The following is a 21,792-nucleotide window of genomic DNA, read 5'->3' on the forward strand; positions in this document are numbered from 1 at the left end:
CGGATGCACCCATGAAACTGAAGTTGATCGACGAATGGCGGCAGGCGCATCGCTTCGCAAGCGTGCGCCTGTCCGCATTGATGGCCGCGCTGATCGGTATCGGTCCGTCAGTTCTCGCGGCATGGTCGCAGTTGCCCGATGACCTGAAAACGCAGCTCCCCCAGGGCTGGGGCCGCGTCATCGCGACGGGCGGTTTTGTACTCGTTCTCGTTGCCCGCATCGTGACCGTCGACGGGGGGCAGCAAGATGCCGCTCAGTGACTTTTTCGCGGCCATCACGCGCCTCTTCCGTCCCGCTCCCCCGCTCAACGTCGGCGGAGACATCGTGCCAGTCGGCCCGGCCCCTGCTGTGCAGAGCACGGCGGACGTCGCCCCGGCGAATACGCCTGTCGAAGGCGCGGCTGCGCAACCCGCGACCACTGTTGCGCAGCCGGTATCGGCGCCCGCAGCGGCGCGCCCGATGACGCCTGCCGAGTTCATCGCCGCGATTGCGCCAGCCGCACAGGCATGCGCGCGTCGCACCCACGTACCGGCCAGTGTCACGGTCGCCCAGGCAGCGCTCGAGTCAAGCTGGGGTGTGCACGCGCCGGGCATGAACCTGTTCGGCATCAAGGCGGACGCGTCGTGGCACGGCCCATTCACGGTCCAGCTGACGCATGAAGTCGAGGACTACAAGACGATCGCGATTCATGCGGAGTTCCGCGCCTATAGCGACTGGCAGGGAAGCATCGAGGATCACGGTACGTTTCTCGCCACGAACCCGCGTTACCGGCCGGCATTTGCATGCACGTCGGGACCGGCATTCGCAACCGCGATCGCGGCATGCGGCTATGCCACCGACCCGCTCTACGCCGCAAAGCTCAAGTCGGTGATCGCCGCCCACAACCTCAGCGCGCTTGACGCTTAAGGAGGCCGCACATGCTCACCATCTTCGTTTCATTATTCGCGAAGTTCTGGCCGGCGATTGTCGGCGCGTGTGGCATTGGTGCCGGCGTGCTGGTTGGCTTCGTCCAGACGAAATCGGCTCAGACCAAAGTTGCACAGGCCAACGCCGTCGTTGCACAGGCACAGCAGCAGGTGGCCGACGAAGGCAATGCGCAGGCGCAGGCCGATGCCGCCGCTGCGCGTGCGGGTGAGACGGCCGTCGTCAACGCGTCACAAGCCGAACAGGCCGCAAGCACTACGCCACCTTCGGACCTCGACGCACGGCTAGAAGATCTGGGCGCCTTGCGCAAGGAGTAACGGTCATGCGAACCATCGTTCTCACACTCACGCTGGCGCTTGCCGCCTGCGCGACGCAGGGCCCGGTACCGAAGCAGCCGGTAGTTCCGACCCGCGTGATCGACACAGCGTGTGAATGGGTCAAGCCAATTTCTGCCAGCCCCGCCGACACGATCGAAACGAAGCAGCAGATTCTCGCGCTCGATCTCGCGCTCGATCGGAACTGTCCTCGCGCGTCCCGTAAAACCTCACCGTAACGGGCACTACTGCCGATGAACATTGAGTATTTCAGCCTTGCGTTCCAGGTGTGCGACGCACTCGCCACGGCAGCCGTCGGCATTTACGTCTATCTGAGCAACAAGGACAAGGTCACGAATGACCGGATTTCCACCCTTGAGGCCAGCGTCGATAACCGCCTGGACAATCACGGCGAGCGCGTCGCACGCGTGGAGGAAGCGATCCTGCACGTCCCCACGCATGAAGACCTTGGCTCGGTGCATACGCGTATCAACGAAATGGGGCAAGGCGTTCATACGCTGACTGGCGAGGTCCGGGGCATGCACCGCACCCTGATGCTCATCCAGCAACACCTTCTTTCCGGTACATCATCGAAATGAGCTTCGCACAACTGGTCGACGCCGACCGCCGCCTCATGATTCTCCGGGCGCTCTCTGAAACAGACGGCTTTGGCGCCAACCGTGGCCTGATCAAGACCTTTCTGGATGCGGGCGGACATTCGGTGTCGACGGACCGCGTTGACGCCGATGTTGCCTGGCTCGGCGAAATGGGGCTCGTCAACCTGCGCGACAACGCCGTGTTGCTGACCGCACGCGGCGGCGACGTCGCGACCGGCCGTGCAACGGTGCCGGGTGTGCGTCCGTTGCGGCCGGGGGAGTGACATGCCCCCACGTTCAAAAATCGACCGGCTTCCCCCCGAGGTCAAGTCATGGCTCGACGAGCTGCTGGTCAAGAGCAATTTCTCCGATTACGAAGGTATTGCCGCGCAGCTCAATGAAGCGTTGAGGCCGTACGACATGCAGGTCAGCAAGACTGGCGTGCATCAATACGGCAAATCCTTTGATGAGCGATTGAAGGCCGTCCGTCTAGTGTCCGAGCAGGCACGCGCAGTGGTCGAGGCGTCGCCCGATGACGAAGGCGCCGTGAACGACGCGTTGACCCGGCTCGTCCAGGAAAAGATGTTCGGTATCTTGATGGACATCGAGGTCGATCCGAAGAAGGTCGATCTGTCGAAGCTAGCACGCGCGGTGGCCGAACTCGGCAAGGCATCGGTGATGCAAAAGCGCTGGCAAACCGAGGCACGCCGGCAGGCGCTCGAAGAGGCTGCGAAGGAAGCTGGAGAAACCGCGCGCAGCATGGGCCTGACCGATGATGCGGTCGACCTGATCAAGACGCGCATACTCGGCAAGGCGGCCTGACATGGACGTCCTGCTGCCATATCAGCAGCGCTGGTGCGCGGATACCTCGCGCGTGCGCGTGTGCGAAAAATCCCGCCGCGTGGGCCTGTCCTGGTCGGAGGCTGGAGACAGTGCGCTCGAAGCGTCACGCAAGGGTGGCCAGGACACCTGGTACATCGGCTACAACAAGGACATGGCTCTCGAATTTATCCGCGACTGCGCGGAATGGGCCAAAAACTTCCAGCTTGCCGCCGAGGCAATGGAAGAAATCGCGATCGAAGACGAAGACCGCGACATCCTTGCGTTTCGTATCCAGTTCGCCAGCGGCGCCCGCGTGACCGCACTGTCGTCGCGCCCGGCCAACCTTCGCGGCAAGCAGGGTCGCGTCATCATCGACGAGGCGGCTTTCCACGACAACCTTGCCGAACTGCTGAAGGCTGCGCTCGCATTGCTGATCTGGGGCGGTTCGGTATCCGTCATCTCGACGCATAACGGCGTCGACAATCCCTTTAACGAACTGGTGCAGGAAGTTCGCGAAGGACGCAAGCCCTATAGCCTTCATCGCATCACGTTTGACGACGCGGTGAAGGAAGGTCTGTGCAAACGGGTGTTCCTCGCCACCGACAAGCCGTGGTCCACTGAAGCCGAAGCAAAGTGGTGCAACGAAATCCGCACGCTCTACCGGCCAAACGACGCCGAAGAACTGGACTGCATTCCGGCGAGCAGCGGAGGCGCCTATCTGTCCAGCGCACTGATCGAGTCGCGCATGTCGGCCGGGACACCCATCCTGCGCTTTACATGCAAGGAAGGCTTCGAGCAGCTCGGCGACGACGTGCGTGAGAAGGCCGCACTCGACTGGCTTGAGGCCGACGTGGCGCCGGTCCTCGAAAAACTGCCTCAAGCGGTAAGCAGCAGTTTCGGGCATGACTTCGGCCGCACTGGCGACCTGTCTGTGTTCGCACCACTGCTGGAGCTGCAGGCGCTTCAGCGCGTCTGCCCGTTCATCATTGAACTGGGCAATGTGCCGTTCAAGCAGCAGGAGCAGATTCTCTTCTGGGTGGTCGACCGCTTGCCGCGCTTTTCCTTCGGAGCGCTCGACGCACGCGGCAACGGCCAGTACCTCGCCGAGGTCGCGATGCAGAAGTACGGCGCGGCCAGCATTGCCCAGGTGATGCTCACGAACACCTGGTATCTGGAGAACATGCCCAGGTTCAAGGCCGCGCTCGAAGACGGCACACTCGACCAGTTGCCGAAGGATGCCGACGTGAAAAGCGATCTGCGCATGATCGTGATGAACAAGGGCATTCCAAAGCTCGCAGAGAACGCGCGCACAAAGTCAGCTACCGGGCAGCAACGCCACGGCGATGCGGCGATCGCGTTCGCGCTAGCCTGGTACGCCAGCGAACAGGACGGTGGGTCAATGGAGTGCATCGAGGTGCCCAGGCGGGCGCGCGATCAAACCGGGCGCGACTTCATGCGCGACGACCAACGTGATGATTTGCCCCAGCATGCGGGGCGTGGAGATTGGTAATGGGCAAGATCGTCGACCAGTACGGCCGGCCGTTCGAAAAGATGGTGCTCGACGAGCAGCAGAGCGATCGCATTCCCTGGCTCACGCACCAGGTTGCGGAGCACCCGGCACGCGGCCTCACACCCCGGCGTCTTAACGACATCCTGCAGCAGGCCGAATTCGGGTTCCTGATCCGTCAGCACGAGCTTGCGCGCGACATGCAGGAACGCGATGCGCACCTGCATGCCGAGCTCGTCAAGCGCATCCGTGCCGTCGTCAAGCTGAACTGGACCGTGCAGCCGCCCCGCAATGCCAGCGCCGAAGAAAAGAAGCTCGCAGCATTCGTCGGGGAACAGCTACTGGATACGGCCGAGTTCGAGGACCTCCTGTTCGATTGCCTTGATGCGATCCTGAACGGCTTTTCTGCGCTTGAATTGCAATGGGCGCGGCTCGGCAGCACCTGGGTGCTCGAAAAGCACCACTGGCGCCCGCAGTACTGGTTCCAGCTCGACCATGAAACCCGCATGCAGATCAACCTGCGCGACGGCACGCCCGATGGCGCGCCGCTCCTGCCGTTTGGCTGGATTCTGCATCGCCACAAGTCCATGTCGGGCTACACGGCGCGGCAGGGTCTCATGCGCGTGCTGGTCTGGCCATACCTGTTCAAGAACTACGCGCTGGGGGACCTCGCCGAATTCCTGGACATCTATGGTCTCCCGATGCGCGTCGGCAAATACCCCAAGAATGCTACCGAGCAGGAAAAGGGGGCGTTGATGCGTGCAATTCTGAGCATGGGGCACAACGCGGCCGGCATCGTCCCGCAGACGATGGCGATCGAATTCGAGGAAGCGGCAAAGGGTACCGATTCCCCGTTTCTCGCGATGATCAACTATTGCGACCGCGCAGAGAGCAAGGCGATCCTGGGCCAGACGATGAGCGCCGAAGCGCACGCGAGCGGCCTGGGTAGCGGCAATGCGAAGCTGCACGGCGAGGTGCGCGCGGACATCCGTGACGCGGACTGCAAGGTGCTGGCTTCAACCATCACGCAACAGTTGATCTATCCGATCCTTGCACTGAACAAGGGGTTTGCTGATGTTCGCCGTTGTCCCCGCCTCGTGTTCGACAACACCGAACCCGAGGACATCAAAATTTATGCCGACGCGGTTCCCAAGCTGGTGGCAAGCGACATGCGAATCGGCCGTGCGTGGCTGCATGAAAAGCTGCACATTCCGGTGCCGACCGACGACGAAGATGTGCTGCAGATCGCTGTAGCGGACGTGAAGCCGCTGCGCGACGCGAAAAGCATCGCCGCCGCATCAGCTACGCCGCCGGTAGCCACCGCAGCGGATCCGCTAGAAGCCATCGACCCGCAGCAGGTCGAAATCGACAAGGCGCTCGCGATGCTCATGAAGGAACTGCCGCAACAGGGCCGCGACCTCGCGAGAGCAGCACTCAAGGCCGTGGCCGATGCTGGCGACTTCAGTGAAGCACTCGCGGCACTGTCGGCTGATCACCTGAAGGTCGACGATACTGTCCTGGTCGAGGCCATTGCACGCGCGATGTTCGTCGTCGACCTGCTCGGTACCGAAGCGGTCCGCCAGGAGATTGACCGTGGCGGTGAATAACAGGGGGCCGGTCGACGCCCCAACGATCTACGCGGCATTCAAGATGCCGCCCGAGCAGGCTATCGAGTACCTGAAGTCCAAGGGCGTTGTGGTCAGCGACGGCTGGACGGACCTGTGGCGGGAAGCGCATTCGCGAGCGTTCACGGTCGCGCAATCGGCCGGCTTCGATGTTGCAGGGGACATTCGAGACGCGCTTGTTAAAGCGCTTGAAGACGGCCAGCCGTATGAGGAGTTCAGGAAGGACGTCGAGCCGGTGCTGCGCGCCAAGGGGTGGTGGGGAAAGGCGATTGACCCGGAGACCGGCGAAATCACGAAGATGTATCCGGGGACCACGCGGCCGGTGGAATATGGCACGCCGGCACGGCTTCGTCTGATCTACGAGCAGAATCTCCAGACGGCCTATATGGCCGGGCGCTTTCGGGCCATGATGGCCGCCGCCGATTCCCACCCGTTCTGGCAATACACGGCCGTCATGGACAGCCGCACGCGGCCGGCACATGCCGCGATGCACGGCCGGGTCTTCCGGTACGACGACGTCGCCTGGGGCGTCGTCTTTCCGCCGTGCGGCTGGGGTTGCCGATGCCGTGCAATTCCGCTCAGTTACCGCGACGTCGAGCGGGATGGACTCACTGTCGAGAGCGCGGCGGGCCACATTGAGGAAGTGACCGTCATCGATCGACGCGGCCAACCGCGTCTCCTGCCGAACGGCCAGCCCATGACCGTACGACAAATCCGGTTGCCCGACATGCCACGCCCGTTCCGGCCTGATCCAGGATGGGATTACAACGCTGCAGCGAACTACCCGAGGATGGCGGCATGAGCGCAGACGTCCAATTTATCGGCGGCGACCGTCTTCGCCAGGTGCTCCAGCAGCTCGCAGACCGGGGCAGCAACGCCGAGCCGGCCATGCGGTCGGTATCGATGACGCTCCTGCGGGAATCCGAGCGTATCTTCGCGGCCCAGGGAAAGGGGGTTGGCCTCGATGAAGAGTGGCAGCCGCTGAGTGAGGTGACGAAGCACCGCCGGGCGCTAGGAAATACCAGGAGCGGTCGCCAATACGGAAAGAACGGCAAGGAACTGAAGAGCTACACTGCGGCTCGTAGCGGCTTGATGCAGATTCTTGTCAACACAAACAACCTGGTGCGTAGCCTTACCCCGGCTCATAGTTCGCGCGACGCGCGGGTGACCACCAGTGTCGAATATGCCGCCACGATGTTTTACGGGGCCAAGCAAGGCCAATTCGGCCGAGACCGGCGTAACCATCCTTTGCCTTGGGGAGACATCCCGGCGCGGCGGTTCTTACCGTTGCGAGGCACAGGTAGTGATCTACGGCTCACTGAGCCGGCGGAACGGGCGGTCATTGAGAACTTAATGGACTATCTACGGCCCTGATCGCTGTGCTCGTCGACGAGCGGTATTCCCGCGTCCGCCAATGGATAACGGTGTTGCCCCCACCGCAAGGGCGGGGACAACCGCTACGCGGTGCCACCGTTACCCACTGTCTCCTCGCGAGCTTCGCCTTCGGCCTGACGCGGCCCGTGCGGGCCTTGTCCAATTGAGAGATATTGCGTTTTCAACCCATGCAATCGGTTTGCAAAGTCCGTCCGGGAAAGTCCAACTTTGTTCAGGCTAGTCCGGCAAATATCTCGCCGGAACCCTTGGGAATATCTCACTCCTCTTCACGAAGGTCATTTGCGCAATGCGCGCCGGTGCTTCGACGCGTGGGGCGCGCAAAGCAAGATCATGCAGCTCGACAGCGAATTCCCGCGCCTCGCCGACCTGGAAGGGAGCACGCTGACGTCGACGCACAGCTTCGACTGGCGCGAGTTCGACGCAGCAACACTGCTCAAGGCTTCTCACGCGCTCTCCAGCGAGATCGAACTGAAGCGGCTGGTCGAACGCCTGATGACGATCGCGCTGCAAACCGCAGGCGCCGACCGTGGGCTGCTGATCGTGCCCGAGCAGCCGGACGGCTACCGCATCGAGGCGGAGGCGCGTATCGACGGCAACGGGATCGAGGTGAGGCGATTACCAGGCAGCGGCTCGGCCACCCCAGCCGCGCTACTGCGCTACGTCATGCACACGGGCAAGCGCGTCATCATCGACGATGCCGTGACGTCCGGTCTCTTTCCCGAAGACGGGTATCTGGCGAGCGGCGCCACGCGCTCCGTGTTCTGTCTGCCGCTCGTCAGGCAGGGCGAACTCAGTGGGCTGCTGTATCTGGAGAACACCGAGACCTCGCACGTGTTCACCGCACGCCGCTCCGCACTGCTCGATTTGCTCGCGTCCCAGGCCGCCATTTCCCTGGAGAATACCCACCTGTATGCGGATCTTCAGGAACGCGAAGCAAAGGTGCGGCGCCTCGTGGACTCCAATATCATTGGCATCCACATCTGGGACTTCGAAGGCAATGTCGTCGAAGCCAACGATGCGTTTCTGCGCATCGTGGGCTACACGGCCGCAGACCTGCGCTCCGGGCAGATTCGCTGGCCCGACCTGACGCCGCCGGAATGGCATGAGCGCGACGAACAGGTGAAGGCCGAATTGCAGGCCACGGGTAGCGCCAAACCGATCGAGAAGGAATATATACGCAAGGACGGCAGCCGCGTGTCCGTCATGGTCGGCGCGGCGGCGTTTGGCGACCGCGAGGGGCAGGGCGTCGCGTTCATACTCGACCTGACCGACCAGAAGCGCGCGCAACAGGAAGTGCAAGACAGCGAACGACGCTACCGCGAACTCCAGACGGTGCTGGCGCATTCGAACCGCGTGGCGACCATGGGGCAGTTGTCGGCGTCGATCGCGCATGAAGTGAAGCAGCCGATCACCGCCATCGCGGCGTACGCGAGTGCAGCCTTGCGCTGGCTCGCGGCGCGCCCGCCGAATTTCGACGAAGTGCGTCTCGCGCTGACCCGCATCGTCGCGGATAGCGACCGCGCCAACGGCATCGTCGACAGGACCCGCGCCTACTTCAAGAAAGAGCCGCTGCGCACCGATGGGCTCGACGTCAACGACATGATTCGGGAACTGATCGCGCTCGTGCGCGGCGAAGCCAGCAAGTGCGGGGTCGAACTCACGGTGCAACTCGCCGAGGGCTTGCCGCGCGTGCAGGGCGACCGGGTGCAATTGCAGCAGGTCATGCTCAATCTGATGATCAACGCCCTCGAGGCGATGAGCGAAGTGAAAGCCGGCGAGCGCACGTTAGTGATCCGAACCGGCAGGAATGACGATAACGAACTTTGCATCACCGTGCAGGATTCCGGGCCGGGACTCGCCGCCGGCAACCTCGAGGGCGTATTCGAGGCGTTCTTTACCACCAAGCCCGACGGTCTCGGCATGGGGCTGCCCATCTGCCGCTCGATCGTGCAAAGCCACGGCGGGTGCCTGTGGGTGACGCCGAACGCCCCCGTTGGCGTCAGCTTCCATTTCACGCTTCCTGCACAAGGTAACGCTTCGCCCCCAGCGCGCATTTAGCGCCGCCTCGCGAAACCATTCGACCCTTCGGATCGCCGCGATTTCCGCCTTGTCGCGATGGCCGGAAACGCGCCGGGAATGTCCCCAAACCGTCGCAGCTAGTCCCTCGGCCGGGAGCCGTAAAACGTAGACTGTTCTCGTCGGCGGTCAATGACTGCCGGTCCTGGCGGGGAGTCATGGAGATGCCCGGCCACTCGACTTGACGCGCGCTGCGATGCGGACTCTCTTCGGTCCGCGCGCAGTGCCCAGATTCCCTAAAGGAAGGTCGTATGAGCGAAGCAAACCAGGGCGCGGTGCGCCAACTGAAACATTTCATCGACGGTCAATACACCGCTGGCGTGAGCGGGCGATTCAACGACGTCTACGATCCCGCGCAGGGCCGCATTTCGGCGCGCGTGCCGGTTGCGAATACCAGTGAGGTTGCCGCCGCCGTCGCGGCCGCCAAAAGCGCGTTTGCGGCGTGGAGCGAAACCCCGCCGCTCAAGCGTGCGCGCCTGATGTTCAAGTTCAAGGAACTGCTAGAGGCGCATCTCGACGAAATCGCCGAACTCATTACGCGCGACCACGGCAAGCTGTTTTCGGACGCGAGGGGCGAAGTCATGCGCGGCATCGAAATCGTCGAATTCGCGTGCGGCATTCCGAACCTGCTCAAGACCGGTTTCACCGATCAAAGCAGCAGCGGCGTCGACAGCTGGAATTTGCGTCAGCCCGTAGGCGTGATTGCGGGCGTCACCCCGTTCAATTTCCCGGTGGTGGTGCCGTGCTGGATGTTCGTCATGGCCGCCGCGACCGGCAACACGTTCATCCTCAAGCCCTCGGAGCGCACGCCGTCGTCGTCGATCCGGCTGGCGGAACTCTTCATCGAGGCGGGCTTCCCCAAAGGCGTGTTCAACGTGGTGAACGGCGACAAGGGCACCGTCGACGCGCTGATCCAGCATCCCGATGTGGCCGCGATGTCCGTCGTCGCCTCCACGCCGGTGGCCGAATATATCTACGCAGAGGGCGCCAAACGCGGCAAGCGCGTGCAGGCGCTGGGCAGTGCAAAGAATCATCTCGTCGTCATGCCAGACGCGAATCTCGATCAGGCCGTCGATGCGCTGATCAACTCCGCATACGGCTCGGCGGGCGAGCGCTGCATGGCGACCTCGGTCGCGGTGGCGATAGGCAGCATCGGCGACGAACTGATCGAGCGTCTCGCGCCGCGCGTGCGCGCGCTGCGCATCGGCGCGGGCATGGAGCCCGATCTGGACATGGGGCCGCTCATCAGCGCCGCGCATCGCACCAAGGTGCTGGGTTACATCGATGCGGGCGTCGAGGCTGGCGCGAAGCTCGTCGTGGACGGGCGCGGCCATACCGTGGCGGGACACGAAGAGGGCTTCTTCCTGGGCGGCTCGCTTTTCGACGACGTGAAGCCGGATATGAAGATCTATCGCGAAGAGATTTTCGGGCCGGTGCTTTCGGTGGTTCGCGTGCCGGATCTGGCCAGTGCTATCGAGCTTGTCAACGCACACGAACTCGGCAATTGCGTCACGCTGTTCACGGCCGATGGCGCCGCGGCACGCACGTTTACGCGGCAGATTCAGATCGGCATGGTGGGCATCAACGTGCCGAGTCCGGTGCCGTCGGCGTGGCATTCGTTCGGGGGCTGGAAGCGCTCGCTGTTCGGCGATCATCACGCCTACGGCGAGGAAGCCGTGCGCTTCTACACGCGCTACAAGAGCGTGACGCAGCGCTGGCCCGGCAGCATCGACAAGGGCGCGGAGTTCGCCATGCCCGCTTCGAAGTAAGTCGGGCGCGGCGTGAAAACGCCGCGCGCGCTTGAAGATGGCCGGCGCGGTCATGGCCGGCTATCTCGCTTTGCAATTTGCGTAATCGATTTTTCGAAGCGAACGTTAGCTGGCCGTGATCTTCTGAACCCATTGGCTGCGCCAGGCGGGCGCTTCAAAGGGATCCGAAAAATATTGGGTCTCGTGAACGACCTTGCCGTCATGGAATTCCATGATGCTCACGGTGAAAGCGGATCGCCCCTGGTAAGCGATGATGTATTCGGTCACCCACAGATTGCCTTCGCCCTGCATTCGTCTGACTTCGAAACCGGACGGCTTGCCGGGATGATGGCCGCGCAGGGCCTGCAAATTCCTGCGCCCGAGAATGCGTTCGCCGGATTGAGGGTAGTCGCAGATGGCGCCGTCGGCGTAGATGTCGTGTTCGGCTTCGAGGTCGCCGGCCGCCGACGCCTGCCAGTGCGCATTGAGCGCTTCACTTATGTTCGCGTGTTGCATGAAACACCTCCGGGATAAAGTACGGCAGCACTTCGCTGTGCAACTCGTCGAGTACGTCGGCATACGGGCGCGGCGTAACTTTCGGATTCAGCGCGACGTGGCTTACGCCCGCTTCGCGTGCCGCTTCGAGAAAATGCCTGAGCGAACGGCTGCCGATAGCGAAGCCGCCCTTGATGGCGCGGAACGGGTAATCGGGCCGCGGATGCAGATAGAGGTACCCGCCAAAGGCAACCGGTTTGAAGGCATCGCGGCCCATCGACCGGGCGACCTGATCCTGCCAGCTGCGCACGAATGCGTCGAGCGCGGCGGGGCCGGGCACGAAGCCGAGGTAGCCGTCCATATGTGCCGCGATCCATTCGAGGCTCTGCTGTGCCCGGCCGACGGCAATGGCCGGGGTGCGTCCGTAAGGCGGCTTGGGCAACATGTCGAGCGTGCCGCCCGATTTACCGAAGCGTGGCGAGGAAAACACGGGAAAGGGCTGCTCGCTCACTGTTCGATAGGTCTCGAACGCGTCGCGAAACCGCTCGCCACGCGTATCGAAGTCGATGCCGAAAACGGGATACTCGGAAGGTCTGTCTCCCGAGGACATCCCTAACAGAAGCCTTCCATTCGTCAACTGGTCGAGTGAATTCACCTGCTTGGCCAGCAAAAGCGGTTCGCGCATCGGCAAGACGATGCCTGTCGTGCCGAGCGCGATTTCCTTCGTCACTGCCGCGAGGCTGGCGATATACACCAGCGGCTCGAAGATCTGGCCCGCATCGCCATACGCAGGATCGTAGAACGGAATGTCGCGCATCCACAGCGCGGCCACGCCCATTGCTTCGGCGCGCTGAGCCATGGCGATGTGATCGCGCATGGTCGGAACCGGCGAGTCCGGATGCGTTTCGAGCGGCAGGATCAGTCCGACCGTGAGCGCGTCCTCGCGAAACACGCGGCGCCACGCGGGCTGCGCTGAAAGCGCATGCTCGGCGGGCGCGGAAGCCTTCATTGCGGTGATTGCTGACATATCCATTGCGTTTCGCCTTGCGCTTTCCCATTTGCGAACCAAGGTTACGCACGAACGGCGCTGATAAAAACCACCGGCGATGAACAACAGTTGATACTCGCGCTCAATAACGCGGGGAATTCAAACAGCGGACATGCGCGCCTTGAGGCGCGGCGACATGAAGTCGAGAAACGCGCGCAGCTTGAGCGGCAGCGGCGTTTGGCCGGCATGGACGAGATGGATCGGCATGGGCGCCAGCCCGAAAGTTTCCAGAACGAGCTGCAAGCGGCCTTCCTGCACGGCGTTCGCGACCTGATAAGAGAGAACCCGCGTCAAACCGGTCCCGAGCGTCGCGGCATCGATGGCCGATTCCGCCGTGTTTGTCACGAGCCGCGCGTGGATCGGCACGTTCTGCTCCGACTTTTCGCCGGCAAACGTCCACGTGCGCGACGCATTGATTCCCTCGAAACCGATGCACGCATGATCGGCGAGATCAGCCGGGTTTTGCGGCGTGCCGCGCTCGGCGAGATACGCGGGGCTCGCGCACACCACAGGGCGCGTTTCGCCGAGGCGTATCGCCACGAGACTGCTGTCCGGCAGCTGGCCGATGCGTACCGCAACGTCCACGTGGTCTTCGAGAAAATTGACGTTGCGATCGGTCAGCACGAGGCGGGCGTCGATCTCTGGATATTGCGCGAGAAAGGCCGCCATCACAGGGACCACATGCAGCCGCCCGAAGACCACGGGCGCCGTGGCCACGAGCGAGCCCTTCGGCGCCGCGTATTCGCCGGTCACGGCGCGTTCGATTTCGCCGATGTCCTCGAGAATGCGCCGGCACGACGCGACATAAGCCTCGCCGGCCTCGGTGAGCGAGAGGTGCCGTGTGGTGCGATGGAGCAGGCGGGTCTTCAGGTGCGCTTCGAGATCGCCGACCTTGCGGCTGACTGTCGCCAGCGGCTGGCCGAGTTGCCGGGCCGCGGCTGACAAACTGCCTGCATCGACGACTGCGACCAGGATGGACATCCCTTCGAGACGGTCCATGGTCTTCTCGATCACTGGAAGGGAGATTCCCGATGTTAGCGGATTCTCTTCCGGCGCGAGCGCGCAGCGCCTTTGCGCGCGCGGCTCAGGCCGTCATGCGCTCTCGGCGTTGACGAGTTCGCCCGCAGTGCGCTCGCGCAGGCGCGGCGATGCGAAGTCGAGGAACGCGCGCAGCTTCAGCGGCAGGGGTGCTTGCCCCGCATGCACGAGATTGACGGGCAGCGGCGCGGCTTCAAATGTGTCGAGCACGACGCGAAGCTCGTTGGCCCGAACGGCGCGTGCAACCTGGTAGGACAGCACGCGTATCAAACCCACGCCGAGGATCGCGGCTTCGATGGCGGCGTCCGCCGTATTCACGGCAAGCCGCGAATGAACGGGCACGGACTGCTCCGACTTGCCGGAGCCGAAAGACCACGCCCGCAGCGACGCGAGCGCCTCGAAGGTAATGCATTGATGGCCTGCCAGGTCCGCGGGTTCGGCCGGCACGCCGTGCTTCGCGAGATAGGCGGGGCTGGCGCAAATGACGCGGCGCACCGTGCCCACGCGCGTTGCGATCAACGTGCTATCGGGCAACTCGCCAATGCGGACCGCGACGTCCGCGTGTTCATCCATCAGATGAACGACACGATCGGTCAGCAGGAGATTGATGTCGATCTCCGGATACTGCGCGAGGAATTCCGCCACCACCGGCACCACGTGCAAGCGGCCAAACGCAACGGGCGCGGTAACCACGAGTTCGCCTTTGGGCGCGGCGTATTCGCCCGTGGCTGCACGCTCGGCTTCGCCGATGTCTTCGAGAATGCGCCGGCAGGCGGCCACGTATGCGGCGCCGGCTTCCGTCAACGAAAGCTTGCGCGTCGTGCGGTGAAAGAGACGCGTCTTCAGGTGTGCTTCCAGTTCCCCAACCTTGCGGCTGACCGTGGCGAGCGGCATGTCGAGATGCCGCGCGGCAGCCGAGAGACTGCCCGCATCAGCGACCGAAACGAGGATGGCCATGGCTTCGAGGCGATTCATGGACCCTATCAAATAGTGGAAGGATGAATCTTGATCGTGAGGGATTCTCTTCGTAAATGCAAGCGCGTAACGTTCGACCTCAATCTGGATCGCGGCAAATCGCTGCAACGACCGGAGAAATTCAACGAATAAGGAGGTTGTCGTGAGCGGCTTACCCAGCACCCGAGAAAGTGCAGCTACGCCCGCCGTCGCATCGCGCGGCAAGATCGTCATGATGGCGATCATCGCAGGAGCAGTGATCACAAACATCTATTGCACGCAGCCGATTCTGCCGCTGATCGCAGCGGGCCTGCGGGTCAACATCACAACGGTGGATCTCGTCGCAGCGGCGGCGCTGCTCGGCTTCTCGACCGGTCTCGCGTTGCTGCTGCCGCTTGGCGACCGCTTCGACCGGCGCAAGCTCGTGCTCACTCAAATCGCGCTCGCACTCGTTTTCGCGGCGACAGCGGCGGTGGCGCCCGGCATCTGGGCACTGATCGCGGCTTCGTTTGCGCTTGGCATCGTGAGTTGCGTGCCACAGCAGCTCGTGCCCTTCGCCGCCGTCATGTCGTTGCCGAGCGAGCGGGGGCGTAACGTCGGCACCGTCGTGAGCGGCATCATGGTCGGCATCCTCGTCGGCCGCACGATCGCGGGCGCAATTGGCGCGGCGTGGGGCTGGCGCGCGGTGTACGGCGTGGAAGCCGCGTTCATGGTGCCGGTCTTTATCGCCGCCGCTGCGTTGCTGCCGAAGGGCGTGCCCTCCACGAATCTTTCGTATGGACGTCTGCTTGCTTCGCTGTGGCCGCTCGTTCGCGACAATCGCCCGATTCGCGAATCGATGATTATCCAGGCGCTGCTGTGGGCCTGTTTCAACGCCTTCTGGGTCAATCTCGCGGCGCTGCTCAAGAGCGGGCCGTGGCACCTCGGCAGCGCGTGGGCGGGCGGCTTCGGCATCATCGGCGCAGCCGGCGCGTTCGCCGCATCGCTGGGTGGCAATGCCACCGACCGCGTGGGCTTTCGCAAGGTCATCGGCGCGAGCATCGTCATCGCGACGCTCGCCTACGTGCTTCTTTCCGGCGCGGCCACGTCGCTCACGCTGCTGATCGTGGGCGTGATCGTGCTCGATATCGGCGTGCAGTCCGGTCTCGTTTCTAACCAGACTCGCGCTTTCTCAGTCGATCCGAAAGCACAAGGCCGAATCAACAGCCTCTATATGACGGCCACGTTTTTCGGCGGCGCAGTCGGTGCGACGGTCAGCGGCTGGCTCATGAGCCGCTTTGGCTGGTCGGGCATCGTCGCCTTCGGCGTTGTGCTCGGAATTGTGGCTTCCGCTATCCACTGGATCGGTGCGCCTCGCGAGTCCGCGGGCCGGATCCCGTCAAACGCAGATTGATTCAAGGCATCGAGAATCTGCTTGCTGGAATCCGCCGCGGTTAGGGGCGATGCCAGCTTCAATACTGGAATTATCATGATTGGCATCGTGCGCGTCGCGCTGAAACGGCCTTATACATTTGTCGTTCTGGCCGTGTTTATCCTGATCGTCGGCGTTTTGTCGGCGTTTCGTACCCCTACGGATATTTTTCCTCCGATCAATATCCCTGTGATTAGCGTGGTATGGCAGTACACGGGGCTTTCGCCCGACCAGATGGAAGGTCGCGTGATGGCTCCGTATGAGCGGGTGTTGACGACCACCGTGAACGGCGTTCAGCACATCGAAGGCACGTCGCTTACCGGCTACGGCATTGTCAAGATCTTCTTTCAGCCTGGCACCAACATTGGTACCGCGAATGCGCAGGTGACCGCCATTTCGCAGGAGATTTTGAAGCAGCTGCCGCCCTCGGCGACGCCGCCGTTCATCATCAATTACAACGCGTCGACGGTTCCGATCATCCAGCTCGCGCTTTCGGGCAAAGGCCTCTCGGAACAGAATCTGGCGGACCTCGGCAAGAACCAGTTGCGGCCGATTCTCGCGACCGTGAACGGCGCTGCGATCCCGTTTCCGTTCGGCGGCAAGGACCGCCAGGTTCAGATCAACATCAAGCCGTCCGAACTCGAAGCGCGCTCCTTGTCGGCCGAGGACATGCTCAATGCGTTGACGGCGCAGAACCTCGTGACGCCGGTCGGCACCGAAAAGATCGGCAACTACGAGTACACGCTGCAGCTGAACGACGCGCCGGAGACGATCGCGGCCATTGCGAACCTGCCGATCAAGTCCGCCAATGGCACCGTGGTGCACATGCACGATGTGGCTGACGTGACCGACGGCAGCCCGCCGCAGCCCAATATCGTTCACGTGGAAGGCAAGCGTTCGGTGCTGCTCACCGTGTTCAAGAACGGTTCGGCATCCACATTGTCGATCATCGGCGGCATTCGTCAGAAGGTTGCCGACGCGAAGGCCTCCTTGCCGGACGCGCTCCAGATCGACGCAATTGGCGACCAGTCGATCTTCGTGCGGTCTGCAATCAAGGGCGTGGCGCGCGAGGGCTTGATTGCCGCCTTGCTCACGAGCGTGATGATCCTGCTGTTCCTGGGTAGCTGGCGCTCGACGATCATTATCGCGACCTCGATTCCGCTCGCGATTCTCGGGTCGATTTCAGTGCTCTCGGTGCTCGGCGAAACGCTCAATATCATGACGCTCGGCGGGCTCGCGTTAGCGGTGGGGATTCTCGTGGACGACGCCACCGTGACCATCGAGAACATCAACTGGCACCTGGAGCAAGGCAAGGACGTCGAAAGCGCGATTCTCGACGGCGCGGCACAAATCGTGACACCCGCGTTCGTCTCGCTGCTTTGCATCTGCATCGTGTTCGTGCCGATGTTCTTCCTGAATGGCGTGGCGAGGTTCCTGTTCGTGCCGATGGCCGAGTCGGTGATCTTCGCGATGATTTCCTCGTTCATTCTCTCGCGCACGCTCGTGCCGACGATGGCGAAGTACCTGCTGAAGTCCCATGCGAATGAGCAAGGACATCACGAGTCTGCCGGCGTGTGGGCGCGCTTTCATCGTGGATTCGAGCAGCGCTTCGAACGCGTGCGTGCGAACTATGCCGCGATGCTCGAACGGGTGCTGGAACGTCGCCGCACGTTCGTGATTGGCTTCTTTGCATTCGTCGTGGTGTCGTTCGCGTTGATGCCGCTGCTCGGGCGCAACTTTTTCCCTGACGTCGATGCGGGCCAGATCCTGCTGCACGTGCGTGCGCCCGTGGGTACGCGTGTGGAGCGAACCGCCGAGATCTTCGCCGAGGTGCAAGCGCAGGTGCGCGCGACGATTCCGCCCTCCGAACTCGGCACCGTGGTGGACAACATTGGACTTTCCACCAGCTCCATCAATACGGCCTACAACAACACGGGCACGATCGGCCCGCAGGACGGCGACATCCAGATCTCGCTGAAAGAAGGCCATGGGCCGACGGCCGCTTATGTGCGCAAGCTGCGCGAATCGCTGCCGCGCGCGTTCCCCGGCGTGACGTTCTCGTTCCCGCCCGCGGACATCGTGAGCCAGATCCTGAACTTCGGTTCGCCCGCACCGATCGACCTGCAGATTCGCGGCAACAATCTGCCGGCCGACTTCGCCTACGCGAACTCGTTACTGCGTCAGATCCGCCACGTGCCCGGCGTCGTCGATGCGCGCATCGAGCAGTCGCAGGCCAATCCGCAGTTCAATATCGACGTCGATCGGGACCGCGCATCGCTTCAGGGCCTCACCGAACGCGATGTGACCAACAGCCTCGTGGTGCACATGGCGGGTTCGAGCCAGATCGCCCCGACCTACTGGCTCAACGCGGCCAATGGCGTGGAGTATTCGATCGTGCTGCAGACGCCGCAGTACAGCGTGGATTCGCTCTCGTCGCTCGTGAATCTGCCGGTGAGCGGCGGGGCCGAGGCCAACGATGGGCAAATTCTCGGCGGGGTCGCGAGCATTCACCGCACGGCCAGCAACGAAGTGGTGAGCAACTACAACGTGCAGCCGATGGTCGAGGTGTTCGCCACGACCCAGGGCCGCGATCTCGGCGCCGTCGCCGCCGACATTCGCCACATCGTCTCGGCCAATGCCAAGGAAGCGCCCAAGGGGGCGAAGGTCGTTCTGCTTGGCCAGGCTCAGACGATGAACAACGCCTTCGGCGGGTTGTCGTTCGGGATTCTGGGCGCGGTTGTGCTGATTTACTTGCTCATCGTCGTCAATTTCCAGTCGTGGTCCGATCCGCTCGTGATCGTGGCGGCATTGCCTGGTGCGTTGGCCGGCATCGTCTGGATGTTGTTTGCGACGGATACCACGCTCTCGGTGCCCGCACTGACCGGCGCAATCATGTGCATGGGCGTGGCTACGGCCAATTCGATTCTGGTGGTGAGTTTCTGCCGCGAACGTCTGACCGAGCACGGCGACGCGTTCAAGGCTGCATTGGAAGCCGGTACGACCCGGTTTCGGCCGGTCCTCATGACGGCACTCTCGATGATCATCGGCATGGCGCCGATGGCATTGAGTCTTGGCGAGGGCGGAGAGCAAAACGCGCCGCTGGGCCGAGCGGTGATTGGCGGACTGCTGTTCGCCACTGCCGCAACGCTTTTTCTCGTGCCCGCTATTTTTTGCATGATCCACTCGCGTCGGGGTCGCACATCGACGGCCGCGCAGATTACCGGAGATTCGATCCATGTCCTCTGAACCCACAACGCGCGCCGCACTCGCGCAGCGTCAGCTTTCTTTAACAGGCATCGTTGGCGGTGCGCTCGCCGTCCTCATCGTGGCTGGTGGCGTCTCGCTTCGCATGAAGCATGAGCACCAGCTCAAAGACTGGACCGAGGCGCAAGCCGTGCCGTCCGTGAATGTCGTCGTGCCCGCGCCAGAGGCGCCGGGCGGCGCGCTGGATCTGCCCGGCAGACTGGAGGCTTTCGAAAGCGCGCCCATCTATGCACGCGTGAGCGGATACCTGAAATCGTGGAGCGTCGACATCGGCACACCGGTGAAGGCAGGCCAGACGCTCGCCGAGATCGAAACGCCCGAACTCGATCAGCAGTTGATCCAGGCGAAGGCCGACCTCGCGAGCGCGCAAGCCGATGCCGCGCTCGCGAAAACGACCGCGGCACGCTGGCAAAGTCTTCTGGACTCCGATTCAGTATCGCGCCAGGAGGTCGATGACCGCACGCAGGACTACGTGGCGAAGCAGGCCCGCGTGGCGGCAGCGCAGGCCAATCTGGACCGGCTGGTCGCGACCAAGAGCTTCGCGCGGATCGTCGCCCCGTTCGACGGCGTGATCACTGCACGCAACACCGACGTTGGCGCATTGATCAATGCGGGCGGCGGTACGGGGCCGCAACTCTTCTCTGTATCGAGCGTGGACAAGCTGCGCGTGTACGTACGCGTGCCGCAGGAATACGTGCCGGCGGTCAAGCCCGGTGGAACTGGCACCTTCACCGTACCGGAGTATCCGGGCAAGACATTCACCGCCACGGTGGTGGGTCAGGCCGACTCGGTGAACGCCGCATCGGGCACGTCGCTCGTCCAGCTGATGGTCGATAACCCCGGTCATTTGCTGTTGCCGGGCGACTTCGTGAATCTGCATTTTTCGCTGCCGGCGCGCGCCAACGCACTGCGGGTGCCGGCGAGCGCGCTGATATTCGACAACCGGGGGCTGCGGCTGGCCACTGTCGATCGCAGCGACACCGTTCACTTCAAACCCGTTTCGATCGTGCAGGACCTCGGCAACGCGGTCGATATCGGCTCGGGGCTGGCGCAGAGCGACCGCGTGGTCGACGCGCCGCCCGATGGTCTTGTCGAAGGCGACCATGTTCAGGTGATCGCGTCCACGGCCAAAGGTGACAAGCATGACTAAGTATCTGAAACTCGCCACGCTGGTGAGTGCCGTGGTGCTCGCCGCGTGCTCGCTCGCGCCGCACTACGAGGTTCCGGAAACACCCGTGGCGGCGCAGTACCAGACCCAGGGACCATGGACCGTGGCCAGCCCCGCTGACCAGCTCGATCGCGCGGGATGGTGGAAGCTGTACAAGGAGCCGGAACTCGACGACCTCGAGCAACGGCTGATCGCGAATAACCCCGACCTGAGCGCGGCGCTGTTTCACTATGAGCAGTCGCAGGCGTACATCAGGCAGGTCAAGTCGCAGATGTACCCGCAGGTTTCCGCTGTGGGCAATGTCCAGCGCGACCGCGAGTCGGACTCGCGGCCGTTGCGCAGCCCGACTGGGCCGACCGATTACAACTCAGCCACGCTGGGTGTCGAAGTCGACTACGAAGTGGACCTTTGGGGACGCGTGCGCGATTCCGTCGCCGCAAGCAAGGACGAAGGTCAGGCGTCGAAAGCGGATCTCGCCTCGACGCAGTTGAGCCTGGAAATCGAGCTGGCCCGAAGCTATATCGACATGCGGGGTCTCGATCAGCAGATTCAGCTGATCGAGGGGACCCAGGAGGCGTACCAGAAGGCGCTCGACCTGACCCGCAACCGGCATGGCGCGGGCATCGTGTCAGGTCTCGACGTGGCGCGCGCCAGCAACCAGTTGTCATCGGTCCAGTCCGAACTCACCCAGATCAAGGCAAGGCGCGCATTGCTCGAACACGCGGTGGCGGTGCTGGTCGGCGCTTCGCCTTCTGAGTTCCAGCTCGCACCGAGTACCGATTCGATCGCGTTGCCCGTGATTCCGGTCGGGGTGCCGTCGACGTTGTTGCAAAGGCGGCCTGACGTCGCCGCAGCCGAGCGGCGCATCGCGGCGGCCAATTCAAAAATTGGCGTGGCGCGCGCGGCGTATTTCCCGACGCTCACGCTCAGCGCGCAGGGCGGCGTGCAAAGCTCGGTGCTCGGCAATCTGCTCAGTCTTTCCAGTTCGTATTGGGCGATCGGACCGTCGCTGGCGGTGTATCTGCTGGACGGCGGCAAGCGCCACGCGCAGCTGGATTCGGCGAAGGAGGCCACGGCGGAGGCGGGGGCACGCTATCGCAGCGTGGTGCTGGCGTCGTTCCGGCAGGTGGAAGACAACCTCACGTTGCTCGACGATCTGGGCACCGCGACGAATCAGCAGCAGGACGCCGCCAATGCCGCCCAAACCGCGCTCAACCTGGCGCTCGCGCGCTATCAGCGCGGCGCGGTGAGCTACCTGGATGTGGTCGAGGCTCAATCGGCCGAGCTGGAATCGCAACGCAGTGTCATCGCGCTTCGCACGCGGCAACTGGATGCGAATGTCGACCTCATTCACGCGCTCGGCGGCGGCTGGACCACGGACGACCTGAAGGCCGGTTGAATTTCATA

General features: G+C 63.1%; 21 protein-coding genes. 17 read left to right on the forward strand and 4 right to left on the reverse strand.

The genetic code is table 11. The features are described 5' to 3' along the window. Positions 1-11: 11 nt before the first annotated feature. The 13 genes from AB3X98_RS18920 to AB3X98_RS18980 all read left to right on the forward strand — a co-directional run bounded on the left by AB3X98_RS18920 (position 12) and on the right by AB3X98_RS18980 (position 11,028). Positions 12-260 carry a hypothetical protein gene (locus AB3X98_RS18920; protein ID WP_368602520.1) on the forward strand — a complete coding sequence of 83 codons (249 nt, stop codon included), beginning with the start codon at positions 12-14 and terminating at the stop codon, positions 258-260. Continuing rightward, the gene (locus tag AB3X98_RS18925) at positions 247-906 is read left to right on the forward strand and encodes a glycoside hydrolase family 73 protein (protein ID WP_368602521.1); all 660 of its coding nucleotides are present in this window, start codon (positions 247-249) and stop codon (positions 904-906) included. The genes AB3X98_RS18920 and AB3X98_RS18925 overlap by 14 nt, the downstream gene beginning before the upstream one ends. An 11-nt stretch (positions 907-917) precedes the next feature. Beyond that, entirely contained in the window at positions 918-1,241 is a 324-nt protein-coding gene (locus tag AB3X98_RS18930) for a hypothetical protein (RefSeq protein ID WP_368602522.1), read from the forward strand. Positions 1,242-1,246: 5 nt separating this feature from the next. Beyond that, positions 1,247-1,477, forward strand: coding sequence for a hypothetical protein (locus tag AB3X98_RS18935; RefSeq protein WP_368602523.1), 231 nt, complete (start codon positions 1,247-1,249; stop codon positions 1,475-1,477). A gap of 15 nt (positions 1,478-1,492) precedes the next feature. After that, positions 1,493-1,837: a hypothetical protein gene (locus tag AB3X98_RS18940; RefSeq protein WP_368602524.1), complete on the forward strand. Its 345-nt coding sequence runs from the start codon at positions 1,493-1,495 to the stop codon at positions 1,835-1,837. Continuing rightward, positions 1,834-2,118 carry an ArsR family transcriptional regulator gene (locus AB3X98_RS18945; protein WP_368602525.1) on the forward strand — a complete coding sequence of 95 codons (285 nt, stop codon included), beginning with the start codon at positions 1,834-1,836 and terminating at the stop codon, positions 2,116-2,118. Before AB3X98_RS18940 ends, AB3X98_RS18945 begins: the two co-directional genes overlap by 4 nt. A 1-nt stretch (position 2,119) precedes the next feature. Further along, positions 2,120-2,656: a DUF3486 family protein gene (locus AB3X98_RS18950; RefSeq protein WP_368602526.1), complete on the forward strand. Its 537-nt coding sequence runs from the start codon at positions 2,120-2,122 to the stop codon at positions 2,654-2,656. Position 2,657: 1 nt separating this feature from the next. Continuing rightward, positions 2,658-4,166 carry a terminase family protein gene (locus tag AB3X98_RS18955; RefSeq protein ID WP_368602527.1) on the forward strand — a complete coding sequence of 503 codons (1,509 nt, stop codon included), beginning with the start codon at positions 2,658-2,660 and terminating at the stop codon, positions 4,164-4,166. Then, on the forward strand, positions 4,166-5,770 hold the full coding sequence (locus AB3X98_RS18960; protein WP_368602528.1) for a DUF935 domain-containing protein: 1,605 nt from the start codon (positions 4,166-4,168) through the stop codon (positions 5,768-5,770). The genes AB3X98_RS18955 and AB3X98_RS18960 overlap by 1 nt, the downstream gene beginning before the upstream one ends. After that, positions 5,757-6,590 (forward strand): phage minor head protein, encoded by an 834-nt coding sequence (locus tag AB3X98_RS18965; RefSeq protein WP_368602529.1) that lies wholly within the window; start codon positions 5,757-5,759, stop codon positions 6,588-6,590. Before AB3X98_RS18960 ends, AB3X98_RS18965 begins: the two co-directional genes overlap by 14 nt. Next, complete coding sequence (locus AB3X98_RS18970; protein WP_368602530.1) at positions 6,587-7,162, forward strand: hypothetical protein; 576 nt, start codon at positions 6,587-6,589, stop codon at positions 7,160-7,162. Before AB3X98_RS18965 ends, AB3X98_RS18970 begins: the two co-directional genes overlap by 4 nt. Positions 7,163-7,513: 351 nt before the next feature. Continuing rightward, the gene (locus AB3X98_RS18975; RefSeq protein WP_368602531.1) at positions 7,514-9,241 is read left to right on the forward strand and encodes an ATP-binding protein; all 1,728 of its coding nucleotides are present in this window, start codon (positions 7,514-7,516) and stop codon (positions 9,239-9,241) included. Between the two features lie 269 nt (positions 9,242-9,510). Beyond that, the gene (locus AB3X98_RS18980) at positions 9,511-11,028 is read left to right on the forward strand and encodes a CoA-acylating methylmalonate-semialdehyde dehydrogenase (protein ID WP_069265948.1); all 1,518 of its coding nucleotides are present in this window, start codon (positions 9,511-9,513) and stop codon (positions 11,026-11,028) included. 105 nt (positions 11,029-11,133) lie between these two features. Here AB3X98_RS18980 and AB3X98_RS18985 read toward each other — a convergent pair whose 3' ends face one another. The 4 genes from AB3X98_RS18985 to AB3X98_RS19000 form a co-directional block, all read right to left on the reverse strand. Continuing rightward, positions 11,134-11,523: a nuclear transport factor 2 family protein gene (locus AB3X98_RS18985; RefSeq protein ID WP_368602532.1), complete on the reverse strand. Its 390-nt coding sequence runs from the start codon at positions 11,521-11,523 to the stop codon at positions 11,134-11,136. Further along, positions 11,501-12,535 carry an LLM class oxidoreductase gene (locus tag AB3X98_RS18990; protein WP_368602533.1) on the reverse strand — a complete coding sequence of 345 codons (1,035 nt, stop codon included), beginning with the start codon at positions 12,533-12,535 and terminating at the stop codon, positions 11,501-11,503. Before AB3X98_RS18990 ends, AB3X98_RS18985 begins: the two co-directional genes overlap by 23 nt. A 114-nt stretch (positions 12,536-12,649) precedes the next feature. Then, a complete protein-coding gene (locus AB3X98_RS18995) occupies positions 12,650-13,549 on the reverse strand; it encodes a LysR family transcriptional regulator (protein ID WP_069265951.1) in 900 nt (299 codons plus the stop codon). A gap of 93 nt (positions 13,550-13,642) precedes the next feature. After that, complete coding sequence (locus AB3X98_RS19000; RefSeq protein ID WP_368602534.1) at positions 13,643-14,563, reverse strand: LysR family transcriptional regulator; 921 nt, start codon at positions 14,561-14,563, stop codon at positions 13,643-13,645. A 142-nt stretch (positions 14,564-14,705) separates the two neighbouring features. Between AB3X98_RS19000 and AB3X98_RS19005 the strand changes: the two genes are divergently transcribed. The 4 genes from AB3X98_RS19005 (at position 14,706) to AB3X98_RS19020 (ending at position 21,784) form a co-directional block, all read left to right on the forward strand. Then, positions 14,706-15,935 carry an MFS transporter gene (locus AB3X98_RS19005; protein ID WP_368602535.1) on the forward strand — a complete coding sequence of 410 codons (1,230 nt, stop codon included), beginning with the start codon at positions 14,706-14,708 and terminating at the stop codon, positions 15,933-15,935. A gap of 75 nt (positions 15,936-16,010) precedes the next feature. Further along, positions 16,011-19,199: an efflux RND transporter permease subunit gene (locus tag AB3X98_RS19010; protein ID WP_368602536.1), complete on the forward strand. Its 3,189-nt coding sequence runs from the start codon at positions 16,011-16,013 to the stop codon at positions 19,197-19,199. Beyond that, positions 19,189-20,367: an efflux RND transporter periplasmic adaptor subunit gene (locus AB3X98_RS19015; RefSeq protein WP_368602537.1), complete on the forward strand. Its 1,179-nt coding sequence runs from the start codon at positions 19,189-19,191 to the stop codon at positions 20,365-20,367. Before AB3X98_RS19010 ends, AB3X98_RS19015 begins: the two co-directional genes overlap by 11 nt. Continuing rightward, positions 20,360-21,784, forward strand: a complete 1,425-nt coding sequence (locus AB3X98_RS19020) for an efflux transporter outer membrane subunit (RefSeq protein WP_368602538.1) — start codon at positions 20,360-20,362, stop codon at positions 21,782-21,784. The genes AB3X98_RS19015 and AB3X98_RS19020 overlap by 8 nt, the downstream gene beginning before the upstream one ends. Positions 21,785-21,792: the final 8 nt, after the last annotated feature.

The sequence above is a fragment of the Paraburkholderia sp. BR14312 genome, from assembly GCF_040948675.1.
GTDB lineage: Bacteria > Pseudomonadota > Gammaproteobacteria > Burkholderiales > Burkholderiaceae > Paraburkholderia > Paraburkholderia nodosa_A.